Annotated in this window: 12 protein-coding genes, 3 rRNA genes and 1 pseudogene; 13 read left to right on the forward strand and 3 right to left on the reverse strand. The window is 69.4% G+C overall.

Annotated features, from left to right (window positions below; genetic code table 11):
- Positions 1 to 87: 87 nt before the first annotated feature.
- Positions 88 to 2,271: a glycogen debranching protein GlgX gene (gene glgX / locus C1729_RS00270; protein ID WP_102507722.1), complete on the reverse strand. Its 2,184-nt coding sequence runs from the start codon at positions 2,269 to 2,271 to the stop codon at positions 88 to 90.
- Positions 2,272 to 2,446: 175 nt separating this feature from the next.
- Here glgX and C1729_RS00275 point away from each other — a divergent pair, with 175 nt between their 5' ends.
- From C1729_RS00275 to C1729_RS00295, 5 genes are all read left to right on the forward strand, one after another.
- A complete protein-coding gene (locus C1729_RS00275; RefSeq protein WP_102507724.1) occupies positions 2,447 to 3,256 on the forward strand; it encodes an electron transfer flavoprotein subunit beta/FixA family protein in 810 nt (269 codons plus the stop codon).
- A gap of 12 nt (positions 3,257 to 3,268) precedes the next feature.
- Positions 3,269 to 4,243, forward strand: a complete 975-nt coding sequence (locus C1729_RS00280) for an electron transfer flavoprotein subunit alpha/FixB family protein (RefSeq protein WP_102507725.1) — start codon at positions 3,269 to 3,271, stop codon at positions 4,241 to 4,243.
- 64 nt (positions 4,244 to 4,307) lie between these two features.
- On the forward strand, positions 4,308 to 5,570 hold the full coding sequence (locus C1729_RS00285; protein WP_102507727.1) for a cysteine desulfurase family protein: 1,263 nt from the start codon (positions 4,308 to 4,310) through the stop codon (positions 5,568 to 5,570).
- Positions 5,567 to 6,766, forward strand: coding sequence for a tRNA 2-thiouridine(34) synthase MnmA (gene mnmA, locus C1729_RS00290; protein ID WP_102507729.1), 1,200 nt, complete (start codon positions 5,567 to 5,569; stop codon positions 6,764 to 6,766). Before C1729_RS00285 ends, mnmA begins: the two co-directional genes overlap by 4 nt.
- Entirely contained in the window at positions 6,763 to 7,881 is a 1,119-nt protein-coding gene (locus C1729_RS00295; protein WP_242493650.1) for a uroporphyrinogen decarboxylase/cobalamine-independent methonine synthase family protein, read from the forward strand. Before mnmA ends, C1729_RS00295 begins: the two co-directional genes overlap by 4 nt.
- Positions 7,882 to 7,892: 11 nt before the next feature.
- On the opposite strand, the gene C1729_RS00300 is transcribed toward C1729_RS00295, so the two are convergent.
- On the reverse strand, positions 7,893 to 10,004 hold the full coding sequence (locus C1729_RS00300) for a prolyl oligopeptidase family serine peptidase (protein ID WP_102507731.1): 2,112 nt from the start codon (positions 10,002 to 10,004) through the stop codon (positions 7,893 to 7,895).
- 111 nt (positions 10,005 to 10,115) lie between these two features.
- On the opposite strand from C1729_RS00300, the gene ligA reads away from it, so the two are divergent.
- Positions 10,116 to 12,434 carry an NAD-dependent DNA ligase LigA gene (gene ligA / locus C1729_RS00305; RefSeq protein ID WP_102510432.1) on the forward strand — a complete coding sequence of 773 codons (2,319 nt, stop codon included), beginning with the start codon at positions 10,116 to 10,118 and terminating at the stop codon, positions 12,432 to 12,434.
- A gap of 12 nt (positions 12,435 to 12,446) precedes the next feature.
- On the opposite strand, the gene C1729_RS00310 is transcribed toward ligA, so the two are convergent.
- The gene (locus C1729_RS00310) at positions 12,447 to 13,145 is read right to left on the reverse strand and encodes a ThuA domain-containing protein (RefSeq protein ID WP_102507732.1); all 699 of its coding nucleotides are present in this window, start codon (positions 13,143 to 13,145) and stop codon (positions 12,447 to 12,449) included.
- Between the two features lie 260 nt (positions 13,146 to 13,405).
- Here C1729_RS00310 and C1729_RS00320 point away from each other — a divergent pair.
- The 7 genes and pseudogenes from C1729_RS00320 to gatB all read left to right on the forward strand — a co-directional run.
- Positions 13,406 to 13,725: pseudogene (locus C1729_RS00320) on the forward strand (sugar phosphate isomerase/epimerase); the annotation flags it as partial.
- A gap of 551 nt (positions 13,726 to 14,276) precedes the next feature.
- Positions 14,277 to 15,797: ribosomal RNA gene (locus C1729_RS00325) — 16S ribosomal RNA — on the forward strand.
- 424 nt (positions 15,798 to 16,221) lie between these two features.
- Positions 16,222 to 19,324, forward strand: a 23S ribosomal RNA gene (locus C1729_RS00330).
- A 67-nt stretch (positions 19,325 to 19,391) separates the two neighbouring features.
- Positions 19,392 to 19,508: ribosomal RNA gene (rrf, locus tag C1729_RS00335) — 5S ribosomal RNA — on the forward strand.
- Together the 16S, 23S and 5S rRNA genes form the textbook arrangement of a ribosomal RNA operon.
- A gap of 342 nt (positions 19,509 to 19,850) precedes the next feature.
- Complete coding sequence (gene gatC / locus C1729_RS00340) at positions 19,851 to 20,147, forward strand: Asp-tRNA(Asn)/Glu-tRNA(Gln) amidotransferase subunit GatC (RefSeq protein WP_102507734.1); 297 nt, start codon at positions 19,851 to 19,853, stop codon at positions 20,145 to 20,147.
- Between the two features lie 2 nt (positions 20,148 to 20,149).
- Positions 20,150 to 21,661, forward strand: a complete 1,512-nt coding sequence (gene gatA, locus C1729_RS00345) for an Asp-tRNA(Asn)/Glu-tRNA(Gln) amidotransferase subunit GatA (RefSeq protein WP_102507736.1) — start codon at positions 20,150 to 20,152, stop codon at positions 21,659 to 21,661.
- A complete protein-coding gene (gene gatB, locus C1729_RS00350) occupies positions 21,658 to 23,163 on the forward strand; it encodes an Asp-tRNA(Asn)/Glu-tRNA(Gln) amidotransferase subunit GatB (RefSeq protein WP_102507737.1) in 1,506 nt (501 codons plus the stop codon). The genes gatA and gatB overlap by 4 nt, the downstream gene beginning before the upstream one ends.

The following is a 23,163-nucleotide window of genomic DNA, read 5'->3' on the forward strand; positions in this document are numbered from 1 at the left end:
CCCGTGGGACGGGGTTCCCGCGCGTCGCCACGCTCCCGGCGGGTCACGGTGATGGGCGTCGGGGGACCGTGACCAGCGAACCTGCGGTCAGTGGGCGCTCTCGACGTAGAGCCGCATGCTCAGCGGCTCGAGCTCGGTGCCTGGGTCGTCGAACGGCTCGAGGTGCTGGTCCGGGTGCTCCCACGAGGAGTCCCACACGAGGTCCCAGCCGACGTGGGCCTCGGGGAGCGCGGCGTCGACGACGTCGAGGGACCCGTTGAGGACGATGAGCACCGCCGGGTCGGCGACGTCCGCCGTGCGACGGACCATCTGGAGGACGCGGCGCGACGTGTCGTTCCACTCGGCCGGTGTCATCGGGGTGCCCGCCTCCGTGTACCACGCGAGGTCGAGACCGTCGTCCGGACGCGATTCGTACGGACGGCCGAGGTAGAAGCGCGCGGGGCGCAGCGCCGCGAGCTCGGCGCGGCGCGCGAGGAGGTAGCGCGTCGTCGCGAGGAGGTCGGCCTCGGGGCCAGTCACGTCGAACCGCGGCCGCGTGAGCTCGTTGTCCTGGCAGTACGCGTTGTTGTTGCCCTGCTGGCTATGCCCCACCTCGTCGCCCGCAGTGAGCATGGGCGTGCCCGCCGAGACCAGGAGCGTGCCGAGAAGGTTGCGGTGCGAGCGTCGACGCAGCGCCGCGATCCCGTCGCCGTCGTCGACGTCGGGGCCCTCGATCCCGTGGTTCCACGACCGGTTGTCGTCCGTTCCGTCGCGGTTGTCCTCCCCGTTGGCCTCGTTGTGCTTGTGGTCGTAGCGTGTGAGGTCGGCCATCGTGAAGCCGTCGTGCGCCGTGACGAAGTTGATCGACGCGACCGGGCCGCGCTCGAGCGGCGGGTCGGAGTGGCCGAAGAGGTCGGCCGAGCCGGACAGCCGCGTCGCGAGGTCCCGCAGCCCGTGGCCCGTGCGGCCGTGCGAGAGCTCGCGCGCGTCGGCGAGCCAGAACTGCCGCACCGCGGAGCGGTAGCGGTCGTTCCACTCGCCGAACGGCTCCTTGAAGCTGCCGGTCTGCCAGCCGCCCGGACCGACGTCCCACGGTTCCGCGACGAGCTTGACGTCGGCGAGCGTCGGGTCGGTCGCCAGCGCGACGAGGAACGGGTGGACGTTCGTGAAGCCGTCGTGGTGGCGTCCGAGCGTCACGGCGAGGTCGAAGCGGAAGCCGTCGACACCGATCTCCTGGGTCCAGTAGCGCACCGAGTCGAGAGCCGCCTGGACGGGCCTCGTCCGCCGGTGGTCGAGCGTGTTGCCGCAGCCCGTCGTGTCGGCGAACCGGGCAGGCGTGCTGCCGTCGTGCATGTAGTGGACGGTCGCGTCGAGGCCGCGCCACGACAGCTGCATGCCGTCCGTGCCGCCCTCCGCGGTGTGGTTGTGGACGACGTCGAGCATGACCTCGAGCCCGGCCGCGTGCAGGAGCGCGACCATGCCCTTGACCTCGTCGAGCACGGCCGTCGGGCCCTGCGCTTGTGCCGCGGCGGTCGCATACGACGGCTCGGGCGCGAAGAACCCGAGCGTGTTGTAGCCCCAGTAGTTCACCCGGCCCTGCGAGAGGAGGTGCGGCTCGGACACCTTCGCGTGGATCGGCAGGAGCTCGAGCGTCGTCACGCCGAGCGAGCGCAGGTGCGCGATCGTCGCGGGGTGCGCGACTCCCGCGTACGTGCCGCGCAGCGCGTCGGGAACGCCGGGTAGGTGAGCCGTGAGGCCCTGGACGTGGGCCTCGTAGACGACGGTCCGCGACCACGGGACGTGCGGCCGCTCGTGCACGGGGTGGTAGGTGGGGTCGACGACGACCGAGAGCGGGACGTGCCCGAGCGAGTCGAGGTCCGATGGCAGCGGCAGGCCGTCCTCGCCGCGCGCGTCCCAGACGTGGCCGTAAACCGCCGGCCCGTGGACGAGCGCGCCGTCGAGGCCTCGCGCGTACGGGTCGACGAGGATCTTGGCGGGGTTGTACCGCAGGCCGACGCGCGGGTCCCAACGGCCGTGGGCCCGGAACCCGTACCGCTGGCCGTCGCCCACGCCGGGCACCGTCGTGTGCCACACCCCGCGCGCCCCCCGCGTCATCGGCAGGCGTTCCTCGGCCCACCCCGAGGCCGTCGCGGGGTCGCGCTCGAGGAGGCACAGCTCGACGAGGTCGGCGTGCGAGGCGAACACCGCGAACGAGGTGCCGCCGGAAACGACGCGCGCGCCGAGCGGGGGCGTCCGCTCGTCGGTCGCGGTGCGGGCGGCGGTCGTCGTCATCGTGGTGGTCTCCTCAAGCGTAGGGTCCCGCGGTGCACGCCGGGGCCGACCATCGATCCTACCGTCGCGCCGGGACCGGATAGCGGGACGTCCGCCACGCCACGCACGCGACCGCGCCGTGGGGCGATAGCCTCGACGGGTCCGGTCCCGGCCCCTCCAGGAGGCTCGCAGCGTCATGGCCCGCAGAATCGTCGTGGTCGTCAAGCACGTCCCCAACATCCACTCCGCCCGCGCGTTCGCGGACGGCCGCACGGTGCGCGGCGCGGAGGACGGCTCGCTCAACGAGCTCGACGAGCACCCCGTCGAGGAAGCGGTACGGATCCTCGAGGGGCTCGACGAGGCCGAGCGTGCAGAGTCCGAGATCGTCGTCGTCACCGTCGGTCCCGCCGAAGCGGTCGACGCGCTGCGGCGCGCCTTCCAACTGGGTGCGACGACCGCGATCCACGTCAACGACGAGGCGCTCGCGGGCTCCGACTACGCGGGCACCGCGAAGGCGCTCGCCGCCGCGGTGCGCAAGGTCGCGGCCGACGGCCCGATCGACCTCGTCCTCGCGGGCATGGCGGCGCTCGACGGACTCGGCTCGGTCGTGCCCGCGCTCCTCGCCGCCGAGCTCGGCCTGCCGCAGCTCACGAACGCCGGCAAGCTCGAGCTCGACGGGGCCACGGCGCGCGTCGAGCGCGTCGTCGACGGCGCGACCGAGGTCCTCGAGGCGCCGCTGCCCGCGGTCGTCTCCGTCAACGACCACATCAACCGGCCCCGCTTCCCGAACTTCAAACTCATCATGGCGGCGCGCACCAAGCCCGTGACGACGTGGACCCTCGCGGACCTCGGCGTCGACGCGGCCGAGGTCGGCGAGGCCGGAGCACGCACCCGCGTCCTGTCGGCCGAGCCGCGCCCCGAGCGCGCCCCCGTCGAGATCCACGTCGATGCTGGCGCGGGCGGCGAGGCCCTCGTCGAGTTCCTCGTCCGCCGCGGCCTGGTCTGAGAGGAGACCCCCATGACCCGTCCCATCTCCGTCGTCCTGCTCGACGACGTCACCGGCGCGCTGCGCGAACCTGACCTCGAGCTCCTCACCGTCGCGCGGACGCTCGGCCCGGTGCGTGCCGTCGCGTTCGACGCGCCGTCGGCCGACGCGCTCGCGGCGCTCGGCACGTACGGCGTCGCTGACGTCGTCCACCTCGACGTCGACGGCGAGCCGCACCTCACGGGCGTGGCCGCGGCCGCGCTCGCACCCGTCCTCACGGACGCGCGCGTGCTCCTCGCCCGCGCGACGTTCGCCAACAAGGAGGTGCTCGCGCGCCTCGCCCACCTCACCGGGGCGGGCCTCCTCATCGACGCCGCGCGCGTCGGCGAGCACGACGGCCTCGTCGCCGGGTGGAAGCGCGTGTTCGCGGGTTCGTGGGACGTCGACTCGGTCGTGACGACCGAACTCGCGCTCCTCACGGTGCGACCCAACGCGGTGCGGCCCGTGCCGGCCGACGCACCCGCCGACCCGGTCGTCCGTACCGTGGCGCTCGACGCCGCAGCCGCGGAGGCCGCCGCGGGCGGCGTCCGCCTCGTGTCGCGCACGCTCCACGAGACCGCGGGCTCGGCGCGCCCGCCGCTCGCCGAGGCGAGCGTCGTCGTCGCGGGCGGCCGCGGGACGCTCGGCGACTTCGGTCCCGTCGAGGACCTCGCCGACGCGCTCGGTGCCGCGATCGGCGCGACCCGCGACGCCGTTGACGAAGGCTGGATCGACCACGACGCGCAGGTCGGCCAGACCGGCGTGACGATCACCCCGCACCTCTACATCGGCGCCGGCATCTCGGGCGCGCCCCACCACCGCGGCGGCATGCAGGCGTCCGAGGTCATCGTCGCTGTGAACTCCGACCCCGAGTGCCCGATCTTCGAGATCTGCGACTTCGCAGTCGTCGGCGACCTCGCGACCGTCCTGCCCCAGGCGGCCGCCGCCCTGCGAGCCCGCACGGCCTGAGCCGACCCGCGCACGCCCCGGACGCCGCGGCCCCCGACGAGAGGGCCGCGGCGTCCTTCGTAGGATGGGGTGCGTGACACCTCCCGCCTACCTCGACCACGCCGCGACGACCCCGATGTCGCCTGCGGCGGTTGCGGCGTACACCGAGCAGCTCGCGATCGCGGGCAACCCCTCGTCGCTCCACACCGCGGGCCGCGCCGCCCGCCGCGTCGTCGAGGAGGCGCGCGAGTCGATCGCCGCGTCGCTCGGCGCCCGTCCGAGCGAGGTCGTCCTCACCGCCGGTGGCACGGAAGCCGACAACCTCGCCATCAAGGGACTCTTCTGGGCGCGCCGCACGGGTCGTCCGGAGCGCACGCGCGTCCTCGTCTCCGCCGTCGAGCACCACGCGGTGCTCGACCCTGCATTCTGGCTCGCGGAGCACGCGGGCGCCGAGATCGTCCTCCTGCCCGTCGACGCGACCGGCCGCCTCGACCTCGACGCGCTCGCCGCCGAGCTCGCCGCGCACGCCGAGGAGACCGCGCTCGTCTCCGTCATGTGGGCGAACAACGAGATCGGCACTGTGCAGCCCGTCGCCGACGTCGTGCGACTCGCACACGCGCACGGCGTGCCCGTCCACTGCGACGCCGTCCAGGCCGCGGGTATCCTGCCCGTCGACTTCGGCGCGAGCGGCCTCGACGCGATGACCGTCACCGCGCACAAGCTCGGCGGCCCCGTGGGCGTCGGTGCGCTCGTCGTCGGGCGCACCGTCGACCTTGTGCCCGTCCTCCACGGCGGTGGTCAGGAGCGTGGCGTGCGCTCGGGAACGGTCGACGCCGCGGGTGCCCGCGCGTTCGCGGTCGCGCTCGCCGGGGCCGTCGCGGCACGCGACGCCGAGGCCGCGCGCCTCGGCGCGCTCCGGGACGAGCTCGTCACCGGCGTCCTCGCGCGCGTGCCGGGCGCGACGCTCCGCGGCCCCGCGCCGGACGCCCGGACCGACGACGGCGGGGTGGCGCGTCTGCCCGGCAACGCGCACCTCACGTTCGACGGCTGCGAGGGCGACTCGCTCCTCTACCTGCTCGACTCCGTGGGCGTCGAGGCGTCGACCGGCTCGGCGTGCCAGGCTGGCGTGCCGCAGCCCTCGCACGTGCTCCTCGCGCTCGGTCTGACCGAGCACGAGGCTCGCGGCGCCCTGCGGTTCTCGTTCGGCGCGACGTCGACGTCCGCGGACGTCGCGCGCGTGCTCGACGTCCTGCCCGGCGTCGTCGAGCGGGCCCGCGCAGCGGGTCTCGCCTCGCCCGCGCGCCGCAGCGTGCCCACGGGCCCGACCACGGTCGGGGGTGCCGCATGAGGGTGCTCGCCGCGATGTCCGGCGGCGTCGACTCGGCGCTCGCGGCCGCGCTCGCGCTCGAGGCCGGGCACGAGGTCGTCGGGGTCCACATGGCGCTCGCACGCGAGCGCGCCCAGATGCGCACGGGCTCGCGCGGCTGCTGCTCGATCGAGGATGCGAGCGACGCTCGGCGCGCGGCCGACGTCCTCGGCATCCCGTACTACGTGTGGGACCTCTCCGAGACGTTCGAGGAGACCGTCGTCGCGGACTTCCTCGCCGAGTACGCCGCGGGCCGCACCCCGAACCCGTGCGTGCGCTGCAACGAGCACGTGAAGTTCGACACGTTGCTCGACAAGGCGACCGCCCTCGGCTTCGACGCGGTCGCGACGGGCCACTACGCGCGGATCGTCGAGACCGACGGGCGGCGCGAGCTGCACCGCTCGCCCAACACGGACAAGGACCAGTCGTACGTCCTCGCCGTCATGGGATCCGAGCGGCTCGCCCGGTCGATCTTCCCGCTCGGCGGCTTCACGTCGAAGGCCGACGTCCGCGCGGAGGCCGCGCGTCGCGGGCTCGGCGTCTCGACGAAGCCCGACTCCTACGACATCTGCTTCGTCGCGGACGGCGACACGCAGGGCTTCCTGCGCTCGCGCCTCGGCGCGCAGCCCGGCGAGATCCTCGACGAGTCCGGGCAGGTCGTCGGAGAGCACGACGGCGCGTACGCCTACACCGTGGGCCAGCGTCGCGGCCTCCACCTCGGGCGCCCCGCGGCCGACGGCCGGCCGCGCTACGTGCTCGAGGTCCGGCCCCACGCGAACCAGGTGGTCGTCGGCGCGGCCGAGCTCCTCACGGTCGACCGCGTCGCGGGGGACCGCACGGTGTGGCTTGCGGACGACGTCGACGCCTCCGCGGGGATCGACGCCGAGGTGCAGGTGCGTGCGCACGGCACCCCCGTGCCCGCGCGCGTCACGCATGTCGGCGGCGAGCTCGTCGCAGAGCTCACGGACGCACGGCTGCGCGGGGTTGCGGCCGGCCAGTCGCTCGTCGTGTACTCCGGGACGCGCGTGCTTGGGCAGGCGACGGTGACGTCGGCCGGGCGGCGGACGTCGTCCGTCGGTTCCCTCACGCCCGTCGCCTCGTCCGCCTCCGCCGCCGGCGGCTCCGGCACGGGCGGCACCGGCGCGTGCGGGACCGGCACGGGTGGGAACGGCGCGTGAGCGGTCTGCTGCGCACGGGCGCGGAGGGTGCACCGGACGACGTCCCGAGCACGACGACCGTCGTGCCGCCCGCGTTCCCCGGCGCCGTCGCACCCCTCGCGTGGCCCGGGACGGAGCCGCTCGAGGCGCTGCTTACCGTGCTCGGCGACGCGTCCGACGCGCCCGCCGAGGTGCGGTCGCTCGCGACGCTCCCCGTCCTCGCGTCGCGCGGTCCGGGAACCGACCGGGTTGGCCGCACGGCGGCGCTGCTCGACGGCCTCCCGGTCGAGCTCGGGCCCCACGGCTGGCGCCTCACGGACCACGAGGGCTCCGACGTCGAGCGCGCGCGGGCGGCGTGGCGCGAGGACCTCGACGCGCTCGCGATCGCGTCGGTCGGCTGGTCGGGGGAGCTGGTCGTCGAGGCGGTCGGGCCGTGGTCGCTCGCGGCGTCGCTGTGGCTCGCGCGCGGGGATCGTGCGCTGTCCGACGCGGGCGCGGTGTCCGATCTCGGGGCGGCGCTGGCCGAGTCGCTCGCCCGGCACGTCCGTGACGTGGTCCGACAGACGCCAGGGGCGCATGTCACGGTGCTGCTCGCGGAGCCGCTCGTCGGCCAGGTCGTCGCGGGCGTGATCCCGACGTTCTCGGGGCACGCGCGGCTGCGCGCGGTGCCGCGACCGCGCGTGCTCGAGGTGCTCGAGCCGGTCGTCGCCGCGATGCACGCTGCGAGGGCCAGGGTCGTCGTCCACGTGGGGACGGCCGTTGGTGGCGTCGCTCCCGCGGTGCTCGCCGGGGCCGACGGCGTCGGCCTCGATGTGGGTCCGTGGGACGAGCGCCGGTGGGAGACGATCGCGACGGCCGTCGAGCGGGGCGTCGAGCTGTGGCAGGGCCTGCCGCCCGCTCGCGTGTCGTCGTGCACCGGACCCGACGTCGCCGGCCTTGCGGCGCTCGTGAGCGACCCGTGGCGCCGCGTCGGGCTGCCTGTCGGCGATCTGACGCGCGTCGTGCTCCACGAGACGCTCGGCGAGGTGCGCGTCGACCCCGTCCCGCCCGTCCCGCGGAGCACCGACGACGCCCGCACCTCCGCGCGGAACCTCCGCCGCGCGGCGCTTCTCCTCGCGGAGCGCGCCGCGGGCTGAGGCCCCATGGGTCAGCCGCCGAGACGCTCCCAGCAGAACGCGTAGGCGAGCGCCGCGAGGTGCGCGGCCTGGGAGTTGTCGGCCGCGCCGCCGTGCCCGCCCTCGAGGTTCTCGTAATAGGTGACGTCGGCCCCGAGCGCCTCGAGTAGGGCGGTCATCTTGCGGGCGTGGCCGGGGTGGACACGGTCGTCCTTTGTCGAGGTCGTCAGCAGCACGGGCGGGTACTCGGTGCCTGGCCGCAGCAGGTGGTAGGGCGAGAACGTGCGGATGAACTCCCACTGCGCGGGGTCGTCGGGGTCGCCGTACTCGGCCTGCCAGGACGCGCCTGCGAGCAGGCGCGTGTACCGGTGCATGTCGAGCAGCGGCACCTGGACGACGATCGCGCCGAAGAGCTCGGGGTAGCTCGCGAGCATGTTGCCCGTGAGCAGGCCGCCGTTCGAGCCGCCCTTGCACGCGAGGTGCGCGTGGTCGGTGATCCCGCGAGCGACGACGTCGCGCGCGACCGCCGCGAAGTCCTCGTAGGCGCGGTGGCGCTTGTCCTGGAGTGCGGCCGCGTGCCAGTCGGGTCCGTACTCGCCGCCGCCGCGGATGTTCGCGAGGACGTACGTGCCGCCGCGGGCGAGCCACGCGCGGCCGAGGACCCCGGAGTAGTCCGCGGTGAGGGAGATCTCGAAGCCGCCGTAGCCGTAGAGGAGCGTGGGGACCGGGCCGTCGCTCTCGCGCGCCGCGGGATCGCCGTGGACGACGAAGTACGGCACGCGCGTGCCGTCGTCCGACACGGCGGTGTGCTGCTCCCAGCGCATCGTGGACGCGTCGAAGAACGAGGGGGCGGCCTTGAGGTACTCGCTCGGGCGCGCCGCGGTCGCGTCGACGCGCACGAGGGTCGGCGGGGTGAGGAAGTCGGTCGCGGTGATCCACAGGTCGTCGTGCGTGTCGCGGTCGACGGCGCCGACGGCGAGCGTCGCCGCGGCCGGCGCCCCGGGCAGGGCGGCGTGCTGCCACGCGCCGCTCGGGGCATCGGGCGGCGTGAGGACCTCGATGCGGTGACGGACGTCCTCGAGCACGGTGAGGACGACGCGGCTGCGGGTCCACGTGACGTTCTCGAGCGCGCTCGTCGGGGTCGGGGCGAAGAGCACGACGGGCTCGTGAGCTCCTGCGAGCAGCGCGTCGAGCGGAGCAGCGAGGAGCGTCCCGCCGGGGTGCGCCGTCCCCGCGACCTCCCACGGCTCGCGCAGCCGGACGAGGGCCCAGGGACCGTGGAGGAGGACGTCCGCGGAGCGGGGTGCGGGCACGAGCACGGGCGTGCCGGCCGCGTCGAGAACGTACGTCTCAGAGTCGTAGAAGGCGATCGACCGCGTGACGACGTCCCGCTCGAACCCGGGAGTGCGCTCGTGGTGGGCGGAGATATAGAGGTCGTCGGTGAGGCCCTCGTAGACGACCTCTGCGGTGCTCATCGGGGCCCCACGGCGCCAGCGACGGACGACGCGCGGGTAGCCCGAGCGCGTCGACGAGGCCTCGTCCTCCGCGGAGAAGACGAAGACGGTGTCGCGGTCGATCCATGCGAGCCCACCCTTGGCTTCGGGCCGCACGAAGCCGCCGTTGGCAGGATCGACGAACGCGAGGGTCGCGAGGTCGTACTCACGGTCGACGTCGGCATCGGAACCGCCGTGCGAGAGCGTGACGATCGCGCGGTCGAGGTCGGGCCTCAGGAGGCTTGCGCCGTGCCACACCCAGTCCTCGCCCTCCGCCTCGTTGAGCGCGTCGAGGTCGAGGAGGACCTCCCAGACGGGCTCGTCGGTGCGGTAGGACTCCTCCGACGTCCGGCGCCAGAGTCCGCGCGGGTGCTCGGCGTCGCGCCAGAAGTTGTAGAGGTGGTCGCCCGCCGCGCCGACATAGGGGATGCGGGCGTCGTCGTCGAGCACCTCGAGCACCTCGGCCTCGATCTCGGCGAGGAGCCCACCGCCGGCGAGCCGCGCGTTCGCGGCCTCGCCGCGCTCGCGGGCCCACGCGAGCGCGGCGTCGCCGCCCACGTCCTCGAGCCACGCGTACGGGTCGGCGCCCGGGAGGGGGAGCGTGACGTCGGTCGGGATCTGGCGCGGCTGGGCAGCAGGGGGCGTCGGCATGGTGACACGGTAGCCGGGGCGACGGACATCGCAGCCTACGGGGCGATGTGACCTGCGTTGACGTCCCCGGGACGGGCGAGCCCGCGCCCGATGTCCGACCCCCTTGGCATGATGGTGGACGTGACCGACGCCGATGTTCCCGCCACCCCCGCCGAGCCTGACTCTGCAGCGCACGCGCGCTGGACCGAGCTCGCCCAGACCGTGACGGCGCACCAGTTCGCCTACTACGTCAAGGACGCCCCGCTCGTCTCCGATGGCGAGTTCGACGCGCTCCTCGGCGAGCTCGCAGCGCTCGAGGACCGCTTCCCGTCGCTGCGCACCCCTGAGTCGCCGACGCAGCGGGTCGGCGGCACGTTCTCGACGGATTTCGCGGCGGTCGACCACGTCGAGCGCATGCTCTCGCTCGACAACGCGTTCTCGTTCGAGGATGTCGAGGCATGGGCGGGCCGCGTCCGTCACGGCGTCGGGGACGCGGAGGTCCACTACCTCACCGAGGTGAAGATCGACGGCCTCGCGATCGCGCTCGTGTACGAGAAGGGACGGCTCGCGCGCGCGGTGACGCGCGGCGACGGGCGCACCGGTGAGGACGTCACGCTCAACGTCCGCACCCTCGCGTCGGTGCCTCACGAGCTCGGCGGCGACCCCGCGACGCACCCGGACCTCGTCGAGGTGCGGGGCGAGGTCTTCTTTCCGATCGAGCAGTTCGAGGCGCTCAATACTGCCCAAGTCGCCGCGGGACGTGCGCCGTTTGCGAACCCGCGCAACGCGGCGGCCGGTTCGCTGCGCCAGAAGGACCCGCGCGTCACGGCGTCGCGCGCGCTCGCGATGTACGCGCATGGTGTCGGCGCGCTCGTGTGGGGCGACGCGCCCGTGCCCGCGGCCTTCGCCGAGGGACGCGTCCGGCAGTCGCAGGAGTACGACCTCCTGGCGGCGTGGGGCGTGCCCGTCTCGCCGCACAACCGCGTGTGCGACGACCTCGACGGAGTCCGCGAGTTCGTCGCGCACTTCGCGGAGCACCGCCACGACATCGAGCACGAGCTCGACGGTGTCGTCATCAAGGTCGACGAGGTCGCGCTGCAGCAGCGGCTCGGCGCGACGAGCCGGGCCCCGCGCTGGGCGATCGCGTACAAGTACCCGCCCGAGGAGGTGACGACGCGCCTCCTTGACATCGTCGTCGGGGTCGGCCGCACGGGCCGCGCGACGCCGTACGCGGTCATGGAACCGGTGCGGGTCGCGGGATCGGTCGTCCGCCAGGCGACCCTCCACAACCAGGACGTCGTCAAAGCCAAGGGCGTCCGTATCGGCGACATGGTCGTGCTCCGCAAGGCGGGCGACGTCATCCCGGAGATCGTCGGCCCCGTCGAGGCCGCGGCGGACGACGGCACCCCGCGACGCGACTTCGTCATGCCGGCCGCCTGCCCCGAGTGCGGAGCGACGCTCCGCCCCATGAAGGAGGGCGACGTCGATCTCCGGTGCCCCAACGCGCGCTCGTGCCCCGCGCAGGTCCGCGGTCGCGTCGAGCACATCGGCTCGCGCGGCGGCCTCGACATCGAGGTTCTCGGCGAGGTGACCGCCGCAGCGCTCACGCAGCCGCTCGTCCCCGAGGTCCCGCCGCTCGAGACCGAGGCGGGGCTCTTCGACCTCACCGAGGCCGACCTCGTGCCGATCCGCGTCGTCGTCAAGGACGCCGAGACGGGTCTGCCCAAGGTTGACGAGGACGGTCAGGCCAAGGAACGCACCCCGTTCGCGCGTCGTGCGACGAAGAAGGACCACGTCGCGTGGGCCGAGGGGCGCGGTCTCACGCTCGAGGAGGCTCAGGCGTCGGGCGAGCTCCCGGCCGTCGTGCCGTCGGCGGCCGCCGGCAAGCTCGTCGCCGAGCTCGCGAAGGCCCGGACGAAGGACCTCTGGCGGATCCTCGTCTCGCTCAATATTCGGCACGTTGGACCGTCGGCGGCGCGTGCGCTCGCGGACCACTTCGGCTCCCTCGAGCTCGTGCGGACGGCGTCGGCCGAGGAGCTCGCAGCTGTCGAGGGCGTGGGCCCGACGATCGCGACGGAGATCCGCGCGTGGTTCGGCGTCGACTGGCACGAGGAAATCGTCGAGCGCTGGCGGGCATCGGGCGTGCGTTTCGAGACCCCGGGGCACCCGGGTCCGGGCGCCGCGAAGGAGGAGGTGTCGGGCGTGCTCGACGGACTGACCGTCGTCGTCACGGGAGGCCTCGAGGGCTTCACGCGCGACGGTGCCAAGGAGGCGATCCTTGCGGCTGGCGGCAAGTCTGCGGGCTCCGTCTCGAAGAAGACGGACTTCGTCGTCGTCGGTGAGAACGCGGGGTCCAAGGAGACGAAGGCGCGCGAGCTCGGCCTCCGGATCCTCGACGAGGAGCAGTTCGTGCGCCTCCTTGCGGAGGGCCCGTCGGCGTTCGACGCATGAGAGGCGGGGCTCTCAGCCTCGCGCGGCGAGCCGGCGCTCGATGATCGTGCGCACCTGCGGGACCGCGAGGTCCGCGAGGTGGTGCCCAGGGGCGCACACGACGATCCGGCCCGCGCCCCAGCGCCGCGTCCATATGGCGGGGTGCGTCGACGGTCCATCCCAGGGGTCGTCGGGGCCGGCCTCGATCGTCGTCGTCGCGAGGACGTCGAGGAGCGGGTCGGTGAGGAGCCAGTAGCGTTCGGAACGGAGCGTGAAGTCCTCGATCCCCGCGATGACGGGGTGGTCGGACCGCTCGGGGACGACACGCATGGTGTGCCCGACGGGGTCGCCGGGGTGAGTGGCGAACTGGGCGCCCATGAGGTGGAGGTATGCGGCGGACATCCGGAAGGAGTCGACGACGCCACCGTGCCAGCCGACGAGCCCCGTCACCCAGGCGACGGCGGCGCGCAGGCCGTGGACCTCATCGCCGAGGATCTCGCCCATCGTCCAGGACTGCAGGACAAGGTCGGTCTGGGCCATGAGCTCGGTGTCCGCGTCGACATCGAGGGAGTCGGAGACGACGACCGTGAACCCGGAGTCCTCGAGGAAGGGGACGAAGAGTTCGGTCGCCTGCTGCGGGGCGTGCCCGTCCCACCCTCCTCGGACGACGAGGGCCTGGCGTGGGCTCGGGTGCGCTCGGTGACATCGGGGCGCAGGTCGTGGACCTCGCACAGTTCGTCACGGGGGAGTGGCTCACGGGGGTCTCGGGACTGCTCGAGACGTTCGTCCACGAGCGTCCGGTCGCAGACGCCCATGCGGGACTCCGCGGGTCGGCCCGCGCCGGCCGTGCGCCCGACGTGCGACGACGGTCTGCAGGTTCAGCGGGTGCTCGACGCGGTCGAGCGTTCGAGCCTGGCCGACAACGTCTGGGTCCCGGTCCCGGGGCCTCGCCGCGTGCAGCCCGCCGCGGCCCGAGAGTGCGGAGAGCTGCTGTGGCACGAGCGATCACCCTGTTCAGCGGCCAGTGGGCCGACCTGCCGTTCGAGGAGGTGGCGAGCCTTGCGTCGGGGTGGCGGTACGACGGGCTCGAGATCGCCTGCTGGGGCGACCACCTCGACCCGTGGCGCGTCGACGAGCCGGGCTACGTCGAGGGTCGGCTCGAGATCCTCGACCGGCACGGCTTCAAGGTGTGGACGATCTCGAATCACCTCACGGGCCAAGCGGTGTGCGACGACCTGATCGACGCGCGCCCCCGCGACATGCTGCCGAACGTCGTGTGGGGGACGGAGATCCTGAGGGGGTGCGGGCGCGGCACCTCCGGGGGACCGTCTCGCGCCCGTTCTGCGTGCGCGGGCTCCCTCTCGTCCGCAGGATTCCGCCGATTTGGCATCAGCGGAACAGCCCGTGTAGTGTTCTTCGAGCCAGCCCGGCAGGGCGAAGGAACGGGATGCAGATCCCGGGCCGAACCGCCGAGGCTCAGCCACCCACCTTCAACAGTTCCCGGAACTCCGGGTTCTTCGGTATGCGTGGAGGGCGCGGGTGCTTCCGAAGCTCGGATCCGGTCGACAAACCGGGTTTGACACGGGGAAGCGAACGGGGTAAGTTTGAACGGTTGCCTCCGAGCAGGACCCGCAAGGGAAGAGCGAGGATGCGCGTCTGTTCCTTGAGAACTCAACAGTGTGCTTGATAGTCAATGCCAAATAACTCTCGTGCGAGAGGGATGCCGGCCGCTACATGGTGGTTCGGTGCCTGATCGTGGAGATTCCTTTGGAATGGATCGACGATTGTCGGTCATTGCCAGTTTAATTGGACCTTCGGGTCCGCTTCGTATGGTTGTTAGTCCTTCGGGGCTGGCGATACACATTTACGGAGAGTTTGATCCTGGCTCAGGACGAACGCTGGCGGCGTGCTTAACACATGCAAGTCGAACGGTGACGGCAGAGCTTGCTCTGCCTGATCAGTGGCGAACGGGTGAGTAACACGTGAGTAACCTGCCCCTCACTTCGGGATAACCTCGGGAAATCGTGGCTAATACCGGATATGAGACCTGACTGCATGGTCGGGTCTGGAAAGATTTATCGGTGGGGGATGGACTCGCGGCCTATCAGCTTGTTGGTGAGGTAACGGCTCACCAAGGCGACGACGGGTAGCCGGCCTGAGAGGGCGACCGGCCACACTGGGACTGAGATACGGCCCAGACTCCTACGGGAGGCAGCAGTGGGGAATATTGCACAATGGGCGAAAGCCTGATGCAGCGACGCCGCGTGAGGGATGAAGGCCTTCGGGTTGTAAACCTCTTTCAGCAGGGAAGAAGCGAAAGTGACGGTACCTGCAGAAGAAGCGCCGGCTAACTACGTGCCAGCAGCCGCGGTAATACGTAGGGCGCAAGCGTTGTCCGGAATTATTGGGCGTAAAGAGCTCGTAGGCGGTTTGTCGCGTCTGGTGTGAAAACCCAAGGCTCAACCTTGGGCTTGCATCGGGTACGGGCAGACTAGAGTGCGGTAGGGGTGACTGGAATTCCTGGTGTAGCGGTGGAATGCGCAGATATCAGGAGGAACACCGATGGCGAAGGCAGGTCACTGGGCCGCAACTGACGCTGAGGAGCGAAAGCATGGGTAGCGAACAGGATTAGATACCCTGGTAGTCCATGCCGTAAACGTTGGGCACTAGGTGTGGGGCTCATTCCACGAGTTCCGTGCCGCAGCAAACGCATTAAGTGCCCCGCCTGGGGAGTACGGCCGCAAGGCTAAAACTCAAAGGAATTGACGGGGGCCCGCACAAGCGGCGGAGCATGCGGATTAATTCGATGCAACGCGAAGAACCTTACCAAGGCTTGACATACACCGGAATCATGCAGAGATGTGTGCGTCTTCGGACTGGTGTACAGGTGGTGCATGGTTGTCGTCAGCTCGTGTCGTGAGATGTTGGGTTAAGTCCCGCAACGAGCGCAACCCTCGTCCTATGTTGCCAGCACGTTATGGTGGGGACTCATAGGAGACTGCCGGGGTCAACTCGGAGGAAGGTGGGGATGACGTCAAATCATCATGCCCCTTATGTCTTGGGCTTCACGCATGCTACAATGGCCGGTACAGAGGGCTGCGAAACCGCGAGGTGGAGCGAATCCCAAAAAGCCGGTCTCAGTTCGGATTGGGGTCTGCAACTCGACCCCATGAAGTCGGAGTCGCTAGTAATCGCAGATCAGCAACGCTGCGGTGAATACGTTCCCGGGCCTTGTACACACCGCCCGTCAAGTCACGAAAGTCGGTAACACCCGAAGCCGGTGGCCCAACCCTTGGGAGGGAGCCGTCGAAGGTGGGATTGGCGATTGGGACTAAGTCGTAACAAGGTAGCCGTACCGGAAGGTGCGGCTGGATCACCTCCTTTCTAAGGAGCCACAACCCGCCCAGCCTCACGGTTGGTGTTCGGGTCAGTGCCACGCCTCGGCCGTACGCGTCGGGGGTGGACGCTCATGGGTGGAACATTGACTCTTGCCTCCCCGCATCTCGCGGTCGGGCTCGCCAGTACGCTCTAGCTTCGGCTGGGGAAGGACCGCGAACCTCGGCGTCGGTGGGGAGGATCAAGCACGCTGTTGGGTCCTGAGGGAACAGGCCCACGCCCCACGGGGTGTGTGGACCTGCCTCTTCGGACCGCGCCGGCCGGCGAACCGACCTTGAGCTGCTTTGCGGGCTCGGGTCAGGCGCCTGGCACAACGCGCGGGGCCGGTGGTTGCTTGAGAACTGCACAGTGGACGCGAGCATCTTTGAAGTTTCAAAGATTCTTATATCTTTGGTATCTGCAAATAGCTGTTGTTCAAGTTTCTAAGAGCACATGGTGGATGCCTTGGCACTAGGAGCCGATGAAGGACGTCGTAGCCTGCGATAAGCCTCGGGGAGTTGGCAAACGAACCGTGATCCGAGGATGTCCGAATGGGGAAACCCACCTGGAGTCATGTCCAGGTACCCTCACCTGAATATATAGGGTGAGCGGAGGGAACGCCGGGAAGTGAAACATCTCAGTACCGGCAGGAAGAGATATTCCGTGAGTAGTGGCGAGCGAAAGCGGATGAGGCCAAACCGTGCGTGTGTCAAAGCCGGCAGGCGTTGCGCGTACGGGGTTGTGGGACCCTTTGGGATCAGCTGCCGCTGGTCCAGGGAGTCAGAAAGTCACGTCATAGTCGAAGGATCTGGGAAGGTCCGGCACAGAGGGTGAAACCCCCGTAGACGAAATGGCGTGGCCTCCCAAGGGTGTTCCCAAGTAGCACGGGGCCCGAGAAATCCCGTGTGAATCCGTCGAGACCACTCGATAAGCCTAAATACTACCTAGTGACCGATAGCGGACCAGTACCGTGAGGGAAAGGTGAAAAGTACCCCGGGAGGGGAGTGAAATAGTACCTGAAACCGTGTGCTTACAAACCGTGGGAGCCTCCTTAGCAGGGGTGACCGCGTGCCTTTTGAAGAATGAGCCTGCGAGTTAGTGCTCAGTGGCGAGGTTAACCCGTGTGGGGAAGCCGTAGCGAAAGCGAGTCCGAAGAGGGCGACCATAGTCGCTGGGTCTAGACCCGAAGCGGAGTGATCTACCCATGGCCAGGTTGAAGCGCGGGTAAGACCGCGTGGAGGACCGAACCCACCTAGGTTGAAAACTGGGGGGATGAGCTGTGGGTAGGGGTGAAAGGCCAATCAAACTCCGTGATAGCTGGTTCTCCCCGAAATGCATTTAGGTGCAGCGTCACGCGTTCCTTGCCGGAGGTAGAGCTACTGGATGGCCGATGGGCCTCACCAGGTTACTGACGTCAGCCAAACTCCGAATGCCGGCAAGCCAGAGCGTGGCAGTGAGACTGCGGGGGATAAGCTCCGTAGTCGAGAGGGAAACAGCCCAGACCACCAGCTAAGGCCCCTAAGCGTGTGCTAAGTGGGAAAGGATGTGGAGTTGCACAGACAACCAGGAGGTTGGCTTAGAAGCAGCCACCCTTGAAAGAGTGCGTAATAGCTCACTGGTCAAGTGATTCCGCGCCGACAATGTAGCGGGGCTCAAGTACACCGCCGAAGCTGTGGCATTCACACATTTGCTAGGCCTTCGTGGTCCAGGCGTGTGGATGGGTAGGGGAGCGTCGTGTGGGCGTTGAAGCCGCGGGGGAACCCAGCGGTGGAGCCTACACGAGTGAGAATGCAGGCATGAGTAGCGAATGACGGGTGAGAATCCCGTCCGCCGAATGACCAAGGGTTCCAGGGCCAGGTTCATCCTCCCTGGGTTAGTCGGGACCTAAGGCGAGGCCGACAGGCGTAGTCGATGGACAACGGGTTGATATTCCCGTACCGGCGAAGAGCCGCCAAGATCGAATCCGGTGATGTTAAGCGCCCGAGCCGGCACCATGTTCCCTTCGGGGGACCGGTGCTCCGGTGAGGCCGTGAACCAATCCGGTAGTAGGTCAGCGCGAGGGGTGACGCAGGAAGGTAGTCGAAGCACGGCGATGGTAGACCGTGTCCAAGGCTGTAGGGCGAACGGTAGGCAAATCCGCCGTTCATGTGCCTGAGAGCTGACGGGGACCGTTAAGGGAAGTCGATGATCCTATGCTGCCTAGAAAAACCTCGGCGCGAGGCTCAAGCCGCCCGTACCCTAAACCGACTCAGGTGGTCAGGTAGAGAATACTAAGGCGACGAGAGAATCGTGGTTAAGGAACTCGGCAAAATGCCCCCGTAACTTCGGGAGAAGGGGGGCCTGAGGCGTGAACCTGCTTGCCAGGGGAGCGTTTGAGGGCCGCAGAGACCAGGGGGAAGCGACTGTTTACTAAAAACACAGGTCCGTGCGAAGTCGCAAGACGATGTATACGGACTGACGCCTGCCCGGTGCTGGAAGGTTAAGAGGACCGGTTAGCTCTTCGGAGCGAAGCTGAGAATTTAAGCCCCAGTAAACGGCGGTGGTAACTATAACCATCCTAAGGTAGCGAAATTCCTTGTCGGGTAAGTTCCGACCTGCACGAATGGCGTAACGACTTCCCCGCTGTCTCAACCGCGAACTCGGCGAAATTGCAGTACGAGTAAAGATGCTCGTTACGCGCAGCAGGACGGAAAGACCCCGGGACCTTTACTATAGCTTGGTATTGGTGTTCGGTGCGGCTTGTGTAGGATAGGTGGGAGACTGTGAAGCCGGCACGCCAGTGTCGGTGGAGTCATCGTTGAAATACCACTCTGGTCGCTCTGGATACCTAACCTCGGTCCGTGATCCGGATCAGGGACAGTGCCTGGTGGGTAGTTTAACTGGGGCGGTTGCCTCCTAAAATGTAACGGAGGCGCTCAAAGGTTCCCTCAGCCTGGTTGGCAATCAGGTGTCGAGTGCAAGTGCACAAGGGAGCTTGACTGTGAGACTGACAGGTCGAGCAGGGACGAAAGTCGGAACTAGTGATCCGGCGGTGGCTTGTGGAAGCGCCGTCGCTCAACGGATAAAAGGTACCCCGGGGATAACAGGCTGATCTTGCCCAAGAGTCCATATCGACGGCATGGTTTGGCACCTCGATGTCGGCTCGTCGCATCCTGGGGCTGGAGTAGGTCCCAAGGGTTGGGCTGTTCGCCCATTAAAGCGGTACGCGAGCTGGGTTTAGAACGTCGTGAGACAGTTCGGTCCCTATCCGCTGCGCGCGTTGGAAATTTGAGAAGACCTGTCCCTAGTACGAGAGGACCGGGACGGACTAACCTCTGGTGTGCCAGTTGTTCCGCCAGGAGCACGGCTGGTTGGCTACGTTGGGAAGGGATAACCGCTGAAAGCATCTAAGCGGGAAGCCTGCTTCGAGATGAGATTTCCTTGCCCCTTGAGGGTGTGAGGCTCCCAGTAGACCACTGGGTGGATAGGCCGGATGTGGAAGCGAGGACGAAAGACTCGTGGAGCTGACCGGTACTAATAGCCGATGACTTGATACAACAGTTTTGCTTGCGTCCACTGTGCGGTTCCCGGGTCATCACCGGTGTGTTGATAACCCTATAGAGTTACGGCAGTCATAGCGTGAGGGAAACGCCCGGTCCCATTCCGAACCCGGAAGCTAAGCCTCACAGCGCCGATGGTACTGCCCTGGTGACGGGGTGGGAGAGTAGGACGCTGCCGGACATTCTTTCGCGAAGGCCCACCCCGTTAAGGGGTGGGCCTTCGGCGTTTCCCCTCCCTGTCAGTCGGCACCCCCTGACGGGGGGAGTCGCACGGGTTGACGGTTCCCGCGCATGCGATGGTCGGGCCGCGTCTATCCACCAGAAGCGGTGAGCGCGGTGCGTGCTCGCGTCCGCTGTCCGTGGAGGCGGATCTGCCTCGTCGCGCTCGTGCGTACGTCGTCGTTGCGTGGGAACAATTCACGGCTGCCGTCGGTGCGCCATGTGCGCCCAGGCGGAGGCTTCTCACAGGGTGGCGTGCCGGACACGTCGTCCTGCGCCCGGCCCGAACGCCTAGACTGGTCCCATGTCCTCCATCTCACGCGACGAGGTGTCGCGCGTCGCCGCTCTGGCGCGCATCGACCTCACCCCCGACCAAGTGGACCGGTTCGCCGCCGACCTCGACGTCATCGTCGATGCGATCGCTCAGGTGAGCGAGGTCGCGACCGCCGACGTCCCCGCGACGAGCCACCCGCTTCCGCTCACGAACGTCATGCGCGCCGACGAGCCCGTCGCGCCGCTCACGCAGGAGCAGGCGCTCTCGGGCGCCCCGGCCCAGGAGGACGGCCGCTTCCTCGTCCCGCAGATCCTCGGGGAGGAGTGACGATGGACCTCACACGACTGAGCGCTGCAGCGCTCTCGGAGAAGCTCACGGCAGGGGAGGTGACCTCGGTCGAGGTCACCCAGGCCCACCTCGACCGCATCGACGTGGTCGAGGGCGCTGTCCACGCGTTCCTCCACGTCTCGGACGACATCGCGCTCGCGACCGCCGCCGACGTCGACGCGCGTCGTGCCGCCGGACAGTCCCTCCACCCGCTTGCGGGCGTGCCGATCGCCGTCAAGGACGTCGTCGTCACCAAGGGCATGCCGACGACCGCCGGCTCCAAGATCCTCGAGGGCTGGGTGCCGCCGTACGACGCGACGCTCGTCGAGCGACTCAAGGCCGCGGGCCTGCCGATCCTCGGCAAGACGAACATGGACGAGTTCGCCATGGGCTCCTCAACCGAGCACTCGGCCTACGGCAACACGCACAACCCGTGGGACCTCGAGCGGATCCCGGGCGGCTCGGGCGGCGGCTCCGCCGCAGCCGTCGCGGCCTTCGAGGCCCCGCTCGCGATTGGCACCGACACGGGTGGCTCGATCCGCCAGCCCGGCGCCGTCACGGGCACCGTTGGCGTCAAGCCCACCTACGGTTCGGTGTCCCGCTACGGCCTCATCGCCATGGCGTCGTCGCTCGACCAGGCAGGCCCGGTCACGCGCACCGTGCTCGACTCCGCGCTCCTCCACGAGCTCATCGGCGGGCACGACGCGCGCGACTCGACGTCGATTGACGAGCCGCTCCCGGCGCTCGTCGACGCTGCGCGCCAGGGCGCGCTCGGCGACCTCTCGGGCGTCCGCGTCGGCGTCGTCACCGAGCTCTCGGGCGACGGCTACCAGGCAGGCGTTTCCGCGCGCTTCGCCGAGTCCCTCGAGCTGCTCGAGAGGGCCGGCGCGACCCTCGTCGAGGTCTCGTGCCCGAACTTCCGCTACGCCCTCGGCGCGTACTACCTCATCATGCCGTCCGAGGCGTCCTCGAACCTCGCGAAGTTCGACGGCATGCGCTTCGGCCTGCGCGTCGAGCCCACCGACGGCCCCGTCACCGCCGAGCGCGTCATGTCCGCGACCCGCGGCGCCGGCTTCGGCGACGAGGTCAAGCGTCGCATCATCCTCGGCACGTACGCGCTCTCCGCGGGCTACTACGACGCGTACTACGGCAGCGCGCAGAAGGTCCGCACGCTCATCCAGCGTGACTTCGACGCCGCGTTCACGCAGGCCGACGTCCTCGTCTCGCCGACAGCGCCGACCACGGCGTTCAAACTCGGCGAGAAGCTCGACGACCCGCTCGCGATGTACCTCAACGACATCGCGACCATCCCGGCCAACCTCGCGGGCGTGCCCGGCATCTCGGTGCCCAACGGCCTGTCCGACGACGGCCTCCCCGTCGGCTTCCAGATCCTCGCCCCTGCGAAGGCCGACGACCGCCTCTACCGTGTGGGCGCAGCCCTGGAGGCCGCCCTCGAGAACGTGTGGGGCGCGCCGCTGCTCGCGCAGGCCCCGGAACTGGAGATCGCACGATGAGCGCCACCACCGTCGACCTCGTCGACTACGACGAAGCGATCCGCCGCTACGACCCCGTCCTCGGCATCGAGGTCCACGTCGAGCTCGGCACGCGCACGAAGATGTTCTGCGCGGCCGAGGTCGAGTTCGGCGGCGAGCCCAACACGCAGACGACGCCCGTCTCGCTCGGCCTGCCGGGTGCGCTCCCGGTCGTCAACGCGGCGGCCGTCGAGTACGCGATCCGCATCGGCCTCGCGCTCAACTGCTCGATCGCTGAGTCCTGCCGCTTCGCGCGGAAGAACTACTTCTACCCGGACGTCCCCAAGAACTTCCAGACCTCCCAGTACGACGAGCCCATCGCGTTCGACGGCTACCTCGACGTCGAGCTCGAGGACGGCACGATCTTCCGCGTCGAGATCGAGCGCGCGCACATGGAGGAGGACGCTGGCAAGAACACGCACGTCGGCGGCTCCACGGGACGCATCCACGGTGCTGAGTACTCTCTCGTCGACTACAACCGTGCCGGCATCCCGCTCGTCGAGATCGTCACACGACCCATCGAGGGCGCGGGCGAGCGAGCTCCCGAGGTCGCGCGCGCCTACGTCCAGACGCTGCGCGACATCTTCCGCGCGCTTGACGTCTCCGAGGCACGCATGGAGCGCGGCAACGTTCGCGCCGACGTCAACCTCTCGCTGCGTCCGACGCCCGAGAGCCCCCTCGGCACGCGCACCGAGACAAAGAACGTCAACTCCTTCCGGTCCATCGAGCGGGCCGTGCGCTACGAAGTCTCGCGTCAGGCGGCCGTCCTCGACGCGGGGGAGAAGGTCATCCAGGAGACCCGTCACTGGCACGAGGACACGTCAATCACGACGTCGGGCCGCGTGAAGTCCGACGCCGAGGACTACCGCTACTTCCCCGAGCCGGACCTCGTGCCCGTCGCGCCCTCACGCGCGTGGGTCGAGGAGATCCGCGCAGGGCTTCCCGAGATGCCGGCGGCCCGCCGCCGTCGCCTCCAGGACGAGTGGCAGTACGCCGACGCCGAGATGCGTGACGTCGTCAACGCAGGCGCGCTCGACCTCATCGAGGCGACCGTCGCCGCAGGCACGAGCGCCGCGGCGGCACGCAAGTGGTGGATGGGCGAGCTCGCGCGCCGTGCGAAGGCCGACGAGGTCGAGCTCGACGCGCTGCCCATCACGCCCGCGGGCGTCGTCGAGTTGCAGACTCTCGTCGACTCCGGACGCATCAACGACAAGATCGCGCGCCAGGTCCTTGAGGCCATGCTCGCGGGCGAGGGCACGGCGGAGGAGATCGTCACTGCCAAGGGCCTCGAGGTCGTCTCTGACGACGGCCCGCTGCTCGCCGCGATCGACGACGTCCTCGCCGCGCAGCCCGACATCGTCGAGAAGATCAAGGGCGGCAACATGGGGCCGATCGGCGCGATCATCGGCGGCGTCATGAAGGCCACGCGCGGTCAGGCCGACGCAGGCCGCGTACGCGAACTTGTCATGGAGAGGATCGGCTGA

The organism is Sanguibacter massiliensis (genome assembly GCF_900240335.1).
GTDB lineage: Bacteria > Actinomycetota > Actinomycetes > Actinomycetales > Cellulomonadaceae > Flavimobilis > Flavimobilis massiliensis.